General features: G+C 26.0%; 13 protein-coding genes. All 13 read left to right on the forward strand.

Annotation, left to right across the window (positions count from 1 at the left end; all coding sequences use genetic code 4):
* Window positions 1-111: 111 nt before the first annotated feature.
* The 13 genes from dnaK (at window position 112) to UPA3_RS01845 (ending at window position 14556) form a co-directional block, all read left to right on the forward strand.
* Window positions 112-1923 (forward strand): molecular chaperone DnaK, encoded by a 1812-nt coding sequence (dnaK, locus tag UPA3_RS01785; RefSeq protein WP_006688469.1) that lies wholly within the window; start codon window positions 112-114, stop codon window positions 1921-1923.
* A 111-nt stretch (window positions 1924-2034) separates the two neighbouring features.
* On the forward strand, window positions 2035-3141 hold the full coding sequence (locus UPA3_RS01790; RefSeq protein WP_006688649.1) for a YbhB/YbcL family Raf kinase inhibitor-like protein: 1107 nt from the start codon (window positions 2035-2037) through the stop codon (window positions 3139-3141).
* Window positions 3142-3177: 36 nt separating this feature from the next.
* The gene (locus tag UPA3_RS01795) at window positions 3178-3753 is read left to right on the forward strand and encodes a hypothetical protein (RefSeq protein ID WP_006689111.1); all 576 of its coding nucleotides are present in this window, start codon (window positions 3178-3180) and stop codon (window positions 3751-3753) included.
* The gene (cmk, locus tag UPA3_RS01800) at window positions 3753-4427 is read left to right on the forward strand and encodes a (d)CMP kinase (RefSeq protein WP_006688521.1); all 675 of its coding nucleotides are present in this window, start codon (window positions 3753-3755) and stop codon (window positions 4425-4427) included. Before UPA3_RS01795 ends, cmk begins: the two co-directional genes overlap by 1 nt.
* Window positions 4428-4503: 76 nt before the next feature.
* Window positions 4504-4791: a hypothetical protein gene (locus tag UPA3_RS01805; protein WP_006688435.1), complete on the forward strand. Its 288-nt coding sequence runs from the start codon at window positions 4504-4506 to the stop codon at window positions 4789-4791.
* A gap of 51 nt (window positions 4792-4842) precedes the next feature.
* Window positions 4843-5637, forward strand: a complete 795-nt coding sequence (locus UPA3_RS01810; RefSeq protein WP_006688748.1) for a lysophospholipid acyltransferase family protein — start codon at window positions 4843-4845, stop codon at window positions 5635-5637.
* A gap of 140 nt (window positions 5638-5777) precedes the next feature.
* Window positions 5778-6653: a segregation and condensation protein A gene (locus UPA3_RS01815; protein WP_006688570.1), complete on the forward strand. Its 876-nt coding sequence runs from the start codon at window positions 5778-5780 to the stop codon at window positions 6651-6653.
* Entirely contained in the window at window positions 6646-7740 is a 1095-nt protein-coding gene (locus tag UPA3_RS01820; protein ID WP_006688488.1) for an SMC-Scp complex subunit ScpB, long form, read from the forward strand. The genes UPA3_RS01815 and UPA3_RS01820 overlap by 8 nt, the downstream gene beginning before the upstream one ends.
* Before the next feature lie 94 nt (window positions 7741-7834).
* Window positions 7835-9184 (forward strand): trigger factor, encoded by a 1350-nt coding sequence (gene tig / locus UPA3_RS01825; RefSeq protein ID WP_006689135.1) that lies wholly within the window; start codon window positions 7835-7837, stop codon window positions 9182-9184.
* Between the two features lie 146 nt (window positions 9185-9330).
* Window positions 9331-11706, forward strand: coding sequence for an endopeptidase La (gene lon, locus UPA3_RS01830; protein WP_010891739.1), 2376 nt, complete (start codon window positions 9331-9333; stop codon window positions 11704-11706).
* A gap of 85 nt (window positions 11707-11791) precedes the next feature.
* Window positions 11792-13138 (forward strand): RNA polymerase sigma factor, encoded by a 1347-nt coding sequence (locus UPA3_RS01835; protein WP_010891740.1) that lies wholly within the window; start codon window positions 11792-11794, stop codon window positions 13136-13138.
* Entirely contained in the window at window positions 13122-13787 is a 666-nt protein-coding gene (locus UPA3_RS01840) for a tRNA (adenine(22)-N(1))-methyltransferase TrmK (RefSeq protein ID WP_006688536.1), read from the forward strand. The genes UPA3_RS01835 and UPA3_RS01840 overlap by 17 nt, the downstream gene beginning before the upstream one ends.
* Window positions 13768-14556, forward strand: coding sequence for a Nif3-like dinuclear metal center hexameric protein (locus UPA3_RS01845; protein ID WP_006688492.1), 789 nt, complete (start codon window positions 13768-13770; stop codon window positions 14554-14556). Before UPA3_RS01840 ends, UPA3_RS01845 begins: the two co-directional genes overlap by 20 nt.
* Window positions 14557-14583 lie beyond the last annotated feature (27 nt).

The following is a 14583-nucleotide window of genomic DNA, read 5'->3' on the forward strand; positions in this document are numbered from 1 at the left end:
AAAATTTATTTTTATAAAATTAGCACTCAATATTGACAAGTGCCAAAAAATAATGTATAATATCTTATACTTTCAAATATGGTATATGTTTAAAAGGAGAATGTGATATTTATGGCAAAAGAAATTATTTTAGGAATTGATTTGGGTACAACAAATTCATGTGTAGCCGTAATTGAAAATAAAAAACCAATTGTTTTAGAGAATCCAGAAGGAAAACGAACAGTTCCATCTGTAGTTTCATTTAACGGCGATGAAGTTTTAGTAGGTGATGCTGCAAAACGTAAACAAATAACTAATCCAAATACTATTTCATCAATCAAACGTTTAATGGGTACAAAAGAAAAAGTAACTGTTTTAAATAAAGATTATACTCCAGAAGAGATTTCAGCAAAAATTTTAACTTATATTAAAGAGTATGCAGAAAAGAAAATTGGAGCAAAAGTTAATAAGGCTGTAATTACAGTTCCAGCATATTTTGATGATGCACAACGTCAAGCTACAAAAAATGCAGGAATTATTGCAGGATTGAGCGTTGAAAGAATTATTAATGAACCAACAGCTGCAGCTTTAGCTTATGGAATTGATAAATTAGATAAAGAACAAAAAATATTGGTATTTGATTTAGGTGGTGGTACATTTGATGTATCAGTTTTAGATATGGCAGATGGTACATTTGAAGTATTATCAACAAGTGGTGATAACCATTTAGGTGGTGATGATTGAGATCAAGTTATTATTAATTGATTATTAAAATCTATTGCTGATGAATTCAATATTGATTTAAGTAAAAACAAAATGGCTATGCAACGTTTAAAAGATGCTGCTGAAAAAGCTAAAATTGAATTATCAGGTATAAACACAACAACTATTTCATTACCTTTTATTGCAATGGATAGTTCTGGTCAGCCAATTAATTTTGAAAAAGAATTAAATCGAGCGACATTTGATAATCTAACTAAAAATTTAATTGAAAGATTAAAAAAACCTGTTTTAGATGCAATGAAAGAATCTAAATTATCATTGGTTGATATTGATCAAGTTTTGATGGTAGGTGGTTCAACACGTATGCCTGCAGTACAAAATTTAGTGAAAGAATTAACAGGTAAAGAACCAAACCATTCACTAAATCCTGATGAAGTTGTTGCAATTGGTGCAGCTATTCAAGGTGGAGTATTAGCAGGAGAAATTGATGATATTCTATTACTTGATGTAACACCACTTACTTTATCAATTGAAACAATGGGAGGTGTAGCAACTCCTTTAATTCCAAGAAACACAAAGATTCCAGTAAGTAAATCACAAATTTTTTCAACAGCTGCTGATAATCAACCAAGTGTTGATATAAGAATTGTGCAAGGTGAACGTTCATTAGCTGCTGATAATAAATTATTAGGTAATTTTGAATTAAGCGGAATTGAACCAGCTCCACGTGGTGTTCCACAAATTGAAATTAAGTTTAATATTGATGCTAATGGGATCATGAGTGTTAACGCTAAAGATTTAAAAACACAAAAAGAAACATCAATCACAATTAAAGATTCACAAGGATTAAGTCAAGATGAAATTGACAAAATGATTAAGGAAGCTGAGGAAAACAAAGAAAAAGATGCTAAAGTAAAACATGAACGTGAACTTGTAAATCGTGCTGATAGTCTAATTAACCAATTAGAACAAGTGTCAAAAACTGAAAATGTTCCACAAGAACAAAAAGATGTATTTAACAAACAAATTGAAGATTTAACAAACGCACGCGATGCTCAAGATTATGTAAAACTAGAAGCTGAAGTTAAAAAAGTTGAAGATTTATTAACTAATGCTGCTAAATTTGCTCAACAAGCTCAACAGCAAAATCCAGATAATCAAAACAATAATAAAGATGATGTTACTGAAGCAACTGTAACTGATGATTCAACAAAGAAATAATTAATTTTAATAACCAATGGTTTAAATACCATTGGTTATTGTTATATAATAATGTATAAGTTAATATTTAATTTATGTATATATATTAAAAATAAAGGAAAATTTGAGTATATGGTAGAAAATAAATTTTTAAAGCAAATTAAAGAGGGAGAGCAAATTAAAATTGAAATTAAAGGTTTGGATAAATTTAATAATTTTGACGAACAAAATTATGGTTTAAATAATATTTCACCTCAAATTCGTTGATCACCAGTACTTGAAACAGCAAGTTATGCGGTTGCAATTATTGATTATGAAGCAGTAGGAGGCGCTCCATTTGTGCATTGATATGCCTTAAACATTTTTGAACCCGAATTAGCATTAAATGTTGCAAATCTTGGTTATGCTAATTTATATCAAGGTGAAAATTCAACTTCAAAACATTTTTCACATTCAATATTAGATGCAAATTATCAAACTGATATAGCAAATAATTATTTCCCTCCTTGCCCGCCAAATAAATCACATAAATATGAAATTAAAGTTTATGCAGTGCATCATAAGCTATCAACAAACCGAAACAATATTTTATATTTAGACGATTTTGAAGCGAAATTAAATGAAGCAAAAATTATTGCCACAGGTTCTACTTATGTTTGTGCTCCACAGATTAGTTTTGAAGATGATAAATTAATTATTGGTTCATTAGAGCATAAACATCCTTATTTGTTTGCTAATTGTGAAAATGAATATCATGTAATAGAAGATGTAATTGTTACAGATATTAATAAGAATATTTATAGTGAAAATCAACTAGATAATTTTAAAGATCTAGAACAAGCAAAAATTAAAATTATTGATTCTAGTGATGCTTTATCGTATGCAGTTATAATTACTTCAAATCATCTATTTAAAAAATTTGGTCGTCCAGTTGTTAATTATGCACACGTTATCGAGAAAAAAACTAATAAACGAATTAAGTTCAATAATTCCTACAAATTAAATCATGCCTTTAGCGAAATTAGTCCTTCAAAATATGATCATTTAGGTAATGAATTATTGATTTTAGAAGATAAAGATGCTAATTTTGAAAGTGGACTATTCACAATTCATGTGTTTGGATTAAATAAAAAAATTAAGTATTTAAATAAGATTGATAGTGTTGCAAATTCAATTAGTGATTTATTTGAAATGATTAGCGGTAGTGTTATTTCTTATAAAGCGAAGTTATTTAAGTAATATTTTTAAAAGAATAATGAAATATTAAATTATTTAATGATAGATCGTAAACAAATTCATGTTAAAACTAGATTAACAATTAATGAGTTAAATAAGTTTTATACTTTAATTAGAGTCCAAAAACAAAGCTTAAAAGAGATTGAAGATAAAATCAAAAAACTTGATTGAATTAACTTTAGTGAGATTAAAAATCAAAATTTATTTGATGAATTTAAATTTGATTATAAAAATATGACACCATATGTTATTTCACAAGTTCAAGATCTGGTTAGTGTTTATGATGTAAGACAAATTAGTGAAATAATTCTTGAATTAAATCAAGTTAATATTCAAATTCAAACTAAAGATAGTGAGTTTTATATTAAAAATAATAAAAAATTAAGTTTAATTAGTAGTGAATTTGAAGATTATCAATTAAAAAATTATGATGCATATGAACATTTTAAAATTACAATGGATGAACCTAAAATTCATACTTTAAATCATCAAATGCCATTTGATTCAAAATTAAACATCAAAACCATCATTTTTATAGTTTTAACTTCTTGTTTATTATGTTTATTAATCGTCATAATTATATGTGCATTATTAATTGCAGGAGTTATTAATTAATGAAAAAATATATCAGTATCGCTATTGATGGACCTTCAGGTTCTGGAAAAAGTACAGCAGCAAAAGAATTAGCCAAGAAATTGGGATTTTTATATATTAACACTGGTTTAATGTATCGTGCTTATGCTTATTTTTTATCTATTAATAAATTAGATATTAATGTTAACGAAATGGATTGTATTAATGCCATTAAAAATGCTAATTTTATTTTTAATGGTGATAATGTGAAAATTAATGACAACGATGTTAGTCTTATCTTAAGAAGTAATGATGTGGCAATGATTGCTAGTGTTGTATCTGCTAATGAAAAAATTCGAGATTTAGCAACTAATGAACAACGCAGAATTGCTAGTGAAAACAACGTTGTTATGGATGGGCGCGATATTGGAAGTATTGTTTTAACTAATGCTGATCTTAAATTTTATTTAAATACGAGCATTCAAACACGCGCTAAACGACGTTTGTTTCAGAATAAAGATATTGAAAATTTGGATTATGAATCAATATATAACGATATTAAAGAACGTGATCATCGTGATATGACTCGCAAAATTGCTCCACTTAAAAAAGCAAACGATGCTGTTGAAATTTTTAACGATAACATGAAATTAGATGAATGTGTACAACATTTGTATGAAATTTATTTAAAAAAAATAAAAAAGCTAAATTTTTAATAAAAAAATAACAAACAAAATTAAAACTTTCATTTTTCTATAAATCTCATAATTTATTAATGAGGTGTATATATTTATGAATTTTGATATTAATTTAATTAATGAAAATGATTATGTTTTTAGTGGATACATTATTTTAAAAAAACACAATGAAGAAATTATCGAATTACTAACTTATTTAGGCGATGATCCTATTAATGATGAAGCCAAAATCATAACTTTATATAATAATGATCATATTGATCTAAAAAATCTTAATGATGGAGATTTAATTATTGTAAAAGCAAGTTTAATTATAAATAATAAAAATAACAAACAATTATTGCTTAAAGATATTAATAAACTAGAGTTAAGTATTAACTAATTATTTTCAAATAATTAGTTAATCATATTTATAATAATTAATGGTGGTATAATGAATTTTTTAAAAACCTTACTGTGATTTGTTGCATATCCTTTTGTAGCATTATACATAATAATTCAAATGATTTTAGCGGCTATGATGGCAAATAAATATAAAAATGATCCAGAGTCTGTTAGCGTTAATGAGCGCTATAAAAAAATAATGGGTATTATTGATGCTATTTTATATTTAAAAAATATTAAAGTAGATTTGATTGGTAAAGAAAATGTTAGTATAAAAAGCATGTTATACATAGGTAATCACAAATCTAATGGTGATCCAATTGTTTTATTAAAGGCTCTTTATCAAATTAGCCCTCATAATGTGCGTTTTGTTGCTAAAATTGAATTAAAAAAATCATTTTTAAAATTTTTATTTAATTTAATTGATGTAATTTACATTGACCGTAATAATTTAAGACAATCAATTTCAACAATTAATGAACAAGTTAATGCTTTAAAACAAGATTATCGTGGATTAGTTATTTTTCCAGAAGGAACACGAAATTTTAATCATGAATTTAATGAGTTTAAATCAGGCGCTTTAACAGCTGCTTATAATACATTATCTTCGATTCAACCTTTTGTGATTTTTAACTCACAAGGTTCGTTTGAAATGAAAAACGATCAAAAGCAAAAGTTAAGATCAAATCCTTTTAAAACCCAACATATTAAAGTTAGTTTTTTAGAACCAATTCATTCTTTTAATTACATTAATATTAATAAAGATATTTTAATGCGTAAGATTCAATCAAACATTAAAAAAAATTATGATGAATTGTTAAAATCAACAATTAAAACAAATTAATTTTCATTAACAGTAAATACTTTAAATAAATTAAAAAAAGTTTATTGAATTTATTGTTTTTTTATACTAAAAGTATTTTTAAAACTAATTTTTTTTATAATTAATTTATAAGTTTAATATAATAATTTTTGGTGAATAGAATGAGTGAAAAGCAAATCCAAAATAGTTTATTTGAATATAAGTTTATTGATTTTAACGGTCCATTAGATACATTGTGTGTTTTAATTAAACAAAAACGTTTAGATATTAATAATTTAGATATTTTAGAGTTGTCAAAACAATATGTTAATTTTGTAAATCAATTAATTAAAACGATCGATATTGATATTTTAGGTGACCATTTAGCAATGGCTTCTTATTTACTAGAACTTAAGACTCGAATGTTGATGCCAACTGTTGATGAAAAACAAATTATGAGTATTGAAGAAGATCGCCAAAATTTAATTGATCGTTTAATTGAATACAATGGTTATAAAAATTTAAGCGAACATTTAAAACAACGTTTTGAATTTAGAGCAACTATGATGGATTTACCACAACAAGATTATGAGCAATTTTATTTAAAAGATGCAATTTATAAGCCTTTGCCAAATCATTTAGACTCCATGATCTTAAAAAATATTATGGATAAAATCATTTATGAAAATGAATTAAAAAATTATAAAATTAATAAGATTAAAGTTCATGAATATGATGTTAAACAATTAGAACAATTGTTATTAAATTATTTAAAACAATCGCCTAATCAACAAGCAAGTATGCTTAGTTTTTTTGATATACAAGCAGTGATTGATAAAAATAAACGTTTTTTTGCAATAATGTTTTTAATTATTTTAATTTTAATTAATCGTAATGAAATTTTATTTGAAGAATTAGATAATGATTATTTATTAAAAATTAATATTGAAAGAGTTGTTGATGATTATAATTCTAGTAGTGTAGAACAAGCTAAAAATTTAACAAGTAATTTAACAAAAGATACAATTATTAATTTTAAAGGTGAAGACAATGAATAATGATAAAAAAAATAAAAAGAATTTATTAAATAATGAATTAGATTTAGCTAAATATACATTACATAATCTATCCGCAGATAACAATGATGATGAAAATGAATTAGAATTAGATTGAGATGGTATTGATGATGAAATTATTGATAACAATCAACAAATTTATCAAAAAAAACACATTAATCATAAAACTCGTTTATTTATAGAAAAAGATGATAAGTTAAATAATCATGAACAAATTGAATCAGGCAACGAAATTATTAATCAACCAAAAGCATTATCAGGTCAAGATTTCTTAGAGTTTGTTAATTCTAAATTAGTACAAAAAAATAATAATTTTAAGCAAAATTCTAAATTCTTGCAGAATCAATTAACCAATCATGAATTATTACGTGAAAAATTAAAACCACAAGAAGATTTTAACAAGATATTTAAAACAAAAGATATTAATGTTACTGAAGAAATTAAAATTAAGGATGTTAAAAAAAATAGTAGTGTTTCTTTTCGAAATTCATTTAATATAAATGATTTGAATCAAAATCAAATTACAAACATTAAATCAATTATTGATTCTACACTGTTTTTAGCTGGTGAAGAAGGTGTTTCTTTGCAAGATTTAAAAAGAACAACAGGATTAAATGAGAGTTCTCAACTTAAAACAATTTTAAATCAATTACAAAAAGACTATGACGTTGATGATTCGGGTTTAGTTTTAGTACAATTTGGTGAAAAATTTAAATTATTAACTCAATCCAAAAATAAAGATGCTTTATCAAAATTTGTTACAACAAGTTTTAGAACTCCCTTAAGTCAAAGAAATTTAGAAACGCTTGCTATTATTGCTTATAATCAACCAACAACTCGTGCAAAAATTCAAGCAATTCGTGATCGTGATCCCAAACCTGCCATTGACGCTCTTTTAAAATTGAATTTGATTATAGAAGCAGGCCGTCAAGACACACCAGGTCACCCAATTTTATATACTGTTAGTCAAAAATTTTATGATTTATTTGGTATAAGAAATTTAACAGAATTACCAAGATTAAATAAAGAAATAAATGAATTTAGTCCTATTGATGAATCAACTAACTAATAAAAAAATCTTTATAAATGTTAAAATATAAAAATATTATGTAAACTTTATATTAACATACATGATGTAATAAACGTTAATTGGTGGAATATATATGAAATTACTAAATAAAATTAAGAACGAAAATGCGATTGAATTTCAAATTTTAATTGAAAAATCAGAATGAGAGAAAAAACACAAAGAATCATTTGAAAAAATTGCAAAAAAAACAGCTTCAAAATTAAAAATTCCTGGTTTTCGTCCAGGAAAAGTTCCGGTTGAAGAAGCTAAAAAACACGTTAATGAAATTGAAGTTTTTGAAACAACAACAAATGATTTAATACCGCAAGTTTTAACTTTTTTAGAACAAGATGAATCATTTATAAATGATGATTCAGAAACTGTTGACACTCCAAGTGTTGATATATTAGATTTTAAAGATGGAGAACTAAGTTTAAAAGTTGTTTATGATTTATACCCTGTTGCGACAATTGAAAGTTATAACGATTTAATTTTAACACCAATTGTGAATGAAGCTTTTGAACATGAAGTTAATGCTGAAATTGAACATGCATTAAATTCTAAATCACAAAGACGTGTTAAAGATGATAATGAATTCATTGAAAAAGGGGATGAAGTTCGATTTGATTTTAAAGGGATGATTGATAGTGTGCCTTTTGAAGGTGGAAGTGCTAAAGATCATTTATTAACAATTGGATCTAATCAATTTATTCCAGGATTTGAAGATCAAATGATAGGTTTAAAAAAAGATGAACGTAAAAATATTAATGTTAAATTTCCAGATGATTATCATGCAACCGATTTAGCAGGCAAAGCAGCAGTATTTGAAGTTTTTATCAAAGAAATTACAAATGTAAAGCCACAAGAATTAAATGATGAATTTGCTAAATCATTTAATTTGCCTAATGTTAATACAGTTCAAGAATTAAAAGATTATATTCACAATCAAATTGTTTTAGCTAAACAAGAAAAGAATAGTGAACGTGCCTGATTAGAGATTGCTCAACAATTATTAGCTAAAGCAAAGATAACACCAATTCCTCAATCATTAATTGATCGTGAAGTTTCAACATTAAGACAACAAGTTTTATCACAATTATCACAATATAAAATTGAATTAAAACAATATTTGGAATTTAGTAAAAAATCAGAAGCACAATTTCAAGAAGACTTGATAAGACAAGCTAAAGAAACTATAACTTTAGCACTGTTAGTTGATGATATTGCTGAAACACAAAATATTGTTGTATCTGATGAAGAAGTTAAAGAACGTGTTGCGGAAATGGCTAAACTATACCAAGGGGAAGAACAAGCTGTTATTGAACAATTATCAAAAAATCCTGATGCTGTTAAAGAGTTCTTGTTACATAAAAAAGTTGTTAATTATTTAATTGACTTAAACAAAAATAATCAGCCAAAAAATACAACTTTATCTTCAAAATAAAGACAATCAAATAAGAATTAAAGAAAATTTAGGACAAAAAGGCAAAATCAATGTATAAAATTAGCACTCGTAATAATAGTTTGCTAATTTTTATTTGTTTTTGTTATAATATCTTAATACAATAAAGATTAGAAAAGAGGTTGTTAATGAAAAAACCTATCTTAATATCACGAGCAATTGTTGTTTTACCTTATGAAACAACAACAATTGAAGTAGGACGCCCTAAATCAATCCAAGCGATTGATTTAGCTAAACAATCTTCAAGTAAAGAAATTATTATTATTTCACAAAAAGATATTGATACTGATGAAGTTGTTAATTTTGATGAATTGTATAAAGTAGGAACGTTAGTTAAAATTAAATCTATTATTGATAATTTTGATGAAGGTTATTCAATTGAAGTTGAAGGATTAAAAGCTGTTTACATTAATAATGAGAATGATGTTATTGATGCTATTGAATATGAATATGAAGATGTCATTACAAACCCTATTTTATCAAATAAAGATGAAATAGCAATCAATGGTATTAATTCTGAAATTTTCAATATAATTAACAAGCGTTCAAGACATAAAAATATCAATTTTGATAATATGCACGCTTTAATTTCACTTGAAAAAGAAAAGTTTGCTTATTTAGCTGCGGCAACTTATATTAATGATTATGATAATGAAATTAGTGAAAAAACTATTGAAGATCGAATTAATATCTTATTGCAACCTAATTTATTATTAGTTCATGAGACAATTTTACATTTATTATTTGATCAATTAGTAGATAAGCGCGTTATTGAAGATGAAGTTGAAAAAACTATTACTGATAAAATTAATAATAATTTTCAAAAACAACAACGTGAGTTCTATTTACGCGAAAAATTAAAAGTTGTTAAAGAACAATTAGGTGAACTAAGTAGTCGTGAAGAAGACGCTGATAAAATTCGTGCAAAAATTGAAGATTTAGAATTACCACCAAATGTTAAAGAACGTGCTTTAGCTGAATTAAATCGTTTTGAGAATGCTATGTCATCAAATGAATCATCAGTTATTAAATCATATCTTGATTGATTATTGGATTTACCATGAACTCAACAGGGTGTTGATAATACTGATTTGATGTCTGTAAGAACTCATTTAGATGATAATCACTATGGTATTGAAAAGGTAAAAGAAAGAATTTTAGAGTATTTAGCATTACGTATGCGTAACCCTAATCTTAAAGGTCCAATCATTTGTTTAGTTGGCCCTCCAGGTGTTGGTAAAACATCACTTGTTACTTCGATTGCACAAGCTTTAAATAAAAAATTTGTTAAAGTTAGTTTAGGTGGTGTGCGAGATGAATCTGAAATTCGAGGTCATCGTAAAACTTATGTTGGAGCTATGCCCGGACGTATTATTAAGGGTATGAAAAAGGCTGGCGTTATCAATCCTTTATTCCTATTAGATGAAATTGATAAAATGACATCTGATCAACGAGGAGATCCTGCTGCCGCAATGCTTGAAGTATTAGATCCTGAACAAAATAAAAATTTTTCAGATAATTACATTGAAGAAGAATATGATTTGAGCAAAGTGATGTTTATGGCAACAGCTAATTATTATCAACAAATTCCTTATGCTTTGATTGATCGTTTAGAAGTAATTGAACTATCGAGTTATACAGCAATTGAAAAACGTGAAATAGCAAAATCACATCTATTAAAAAGAATTTTTATGGATGCTAAATTAAATGAAAATGAACTTATTTTTACTGATGATGCTTTAGATTTTATTATTAATCATTATACTAAAGAAGCTGGAGTACGAGAATTAGATCGTCAATTAGGTCATATTGTACGCAAGTACATTGTTGAAACTTATAAGAATAAAAATAATCAATCACCTTTGAATTTAAAAGTTGATGAAGCCATGATTATTAAATATTTAGGTAAAATTAAGTTTGATTTTAATAAAAAAGAAGAGACAACAATTCCAGGAATTGTTAATGGAATGGCTTATACAGCGGCTGGTGGCGATTTATTGCCTATTGAAGTTAATCATTCAACCAATGGAAAAGGTGGAAATGTAACTATTACTGGAAATCTTGAAAAAACAATGAATGAATCTGTATCTGTTGCTTTAGGTTTTGTTAAAGCAAATGCAGATAAATATGGCATTGATACTAAAAAAGTTTCTTTTAAAGAAATTGATATTCATGTTCATGTTCCAAGCGGAGGAATTCCTAAAGATGGACCGTCTGCTGGAATTGCGATTACAACAGCAATTATTAGTTCATTAAGTCAAAGACCAGTGCGTACAACACTATCAATGACAGGAGAAATTATGCTACGTGGTAATGTTGGAATTATTGGTGGTGTTAAAGAAAAAGTTATTTCAGCATATCGTGCTGGAGTTCGTGAAATTATTTTACCAATTGATGACGAACGTTACTTAGAAGATGTTCCAAAGTATATATTAGATGATATTAAAATTCATTTGGTAAAACACTATGATGAAGTTTATAATATTGTTTTTGGAGAAAAATAAGAAATATTAAAAAATAAACACTGAAGTGTTTATTTTTTAATTATGTTATAATTAAAATTAAAATATGAGCGATGAGGATATTTAGATGTCAACAAAACAAAATGAACCATTATTTGTAAATCTAGAGGATTTAAAACAAAAAGTTAAATTATCATTTACTGAAGAATTCTCATTTTCGTATGCACTTTCTGAACTTGAAGCAGGAATTTTTGAAAGTCGTAATTTAAAAGGTGCAGATGCTGGTGATCCTGAAGAAATTTTATTAAATGTGGTTTTAGATGTTAGTAAGAAAAAACGTTCTCGAAATGAAATTAAATTTAATAAACTTCAAAATTATTTTATTCATATGAATTTACGTGAAGAACACTTTAGTGAAATTATTGATGTTCTAGAAGCTATTGGAATTCGTGTGCCTGATTATGATTTGGTGATGCAATCAAAATCAAAGACAAACACCAAAAAAAAGGATGAATATGGTATTGATGATACTTTAGAAATTAGCACATCAAAAATTGGTTTTTCATCAACAACAACCGAAAAAGTTGATGATGGTATTAAAGCTTATTTAGGAGTACTTGGAGAATCAAAAATGTTACGCTCTGATGAGGAAACTGAATATGCTAAAATGGTTATTAGTGACGATCCATCTCTAGTTAAAATTGGTAAAAATCAACTTTATACATCAAATATGCGTTTAGTTACTTCTATTGCTAAAAAATATTTAAATCGTGGATTAGACTTAGAAGATTTAATTCAAGAAGGGTCATCCGGTTTATTAAAAGCAATTGATAAATTTGATCATGAAAAAGGACATAAATTTAGTACATATGCAACATGATGAATTCGCCAATCAATTACGCGCGCAATTGCTGATCAAGCTCGACAAATTCGAATTCCTGTTCATATGGTTGAAACAATTAACAAATTAACTAAAGCCGAGCGAAATTTAATTCAAGAATTAGGAAGGGATCCAACGGCTGAAGAAATTGCGCAAGCTATGAACAAAGTTTCACAAGCAAAAAATCAAAAAGAACAGTTAATCACTGCACAAAAAGTTGTTGAGATTAAAAAATTAAATGTTGACCCAGTTTCATTAGATAAACAAATTGGTCATGATGAAGAATCACAATTTTCAGATTTCATTTCTGATGATGAAATTATTTCTCCAGAAAAATATACTGAAAAAAAAGCATTAAATGATCAGATTAATGAAATGTTTGAAAAAGTTTTAAACGATAATGAACAACGTGTTATTAAAATGCGGTATGGTTTATTACCCTTCGAACGTCCTTATACACTTGAAGAAGTTGGTGAATATTTAGGAGTTACACGCGAACGTGCACGTCAAATTGAATCAAAAGCAATTCGTAAATTAAAACATCCATCAAAAACCGCAAAACTACGTTCATTTATTGGTGAATCCGAAAACTAGAATTGCTTTTATTGCTGATTTAATTAATGACGCTCAAAATGTTGTCGATGTTGGTAGTGATCACGCATATTTAGCTAAAATCTTATTGGTTAACAATAAAGCACAACATGTTACTAATATAGAAGTTAATCAAGGTCCATTAGAAAACGGAATCAATAATTTGACTAAAAATAATCTTTTAAAACGAACTACTAATATTTTGAATGATGGTTTCAAGGGATTAATTTTGGAACAAACATTTGATTATTGTGTTATTGCAGGGATGGGAGCAACAAGTATAATAGAAATTTTAGAACAGAATAAAAATCAAATTAAAAATTATATTTTACAACCAAATACTCAATCATATAAAATACGTAAATATCTAAATAATCACTCATATCAAATTAAAGTTGAACACATTTTTGTTGAAAAAAAAATTTTTTATGAAATAATCATTTGTTCTAAAACTATTAATGTACCAAAATTAATAGAAAAAGATTATTATATAAGTAGCCAGATGCATAAGGATTCATTGAATTTATATTTTAAATTTTTAAAGAGACGTTATGAATACTTAAAAGCTTTGGATATTTCGCTAGTTAGTGAAAATATAGTTAAAGAATATGAATATATAAAGGAATTTATTAATGAAAAAAATGGATATTAAAGCACAAGATATTTTGAATTTTTTAACTAAAAAATATGACTTATCAAAAGCTGAAGCTTGAGATAAAAATGGTTTATTTTTTGATGAACAACAAACAATTAATAATGTACAAATAGCATTAGATATCACAGATGATGTTGTTAATGATGCAATATTAAATAATGCTAATTTAATTATTAGTCATCATCCATTATTTACAAATCAAGATTCAAATGATGAAGTAAATTATTTTGTTAATATCGATTTAATTGAAAAAATTAAAAAAAATAAAATCAGCTTAATTCATTTACATACAGCATTTGATGCATCAGCAAATGGAATGAGCATGCAAATGGCTAAACGTTTAGGCTTATTGAATCTTAAGCAAGATGAACAGAATCCATATCTTGTTGTAGGAGAATTAAAATTAGGTGTTAGTGTTGATTACATTAGTCGGATTATTAAACAAAAATTTTTATCACCTATTATTAAATATAACAACGTTTTTAGACTAGAAACAAATCTTAAAAAAATTGGTATTATAGGAGGTAGTGGTTATAAATTTGCTGATGACGCATTTAATCGTTATCAACTAGATATGTTAATTACAAGTGATTTAAAATATCATAATTGATTAGATGCACAAGCTAAAAAACAAAATATTATTGATATGAACCATTTGTCTGAATCAATTTTTATAGATGTAATTTATGATGAATTAACAAAATTTTATGGAAATGATGCAAATTTAAATAAATCTTTATCAATTATAAAAATTAACTATATTTAATTAAAAAAAGCCTTTAGGGCCTTTTTT

Origin of the sequence: Ureaplasma parvum serovar 3 str. ATCC 27815 (genome assembly GCF_000019345.1) — a bacterium.
In the GTDB taxonomy this organism is placed as follows: Bacteria; Bacillota_I; Bacilli_A; order Mycoplasmatales; family Mycoplasmoidaceae; genus Ureaplasma; species Ureaplasma parvum.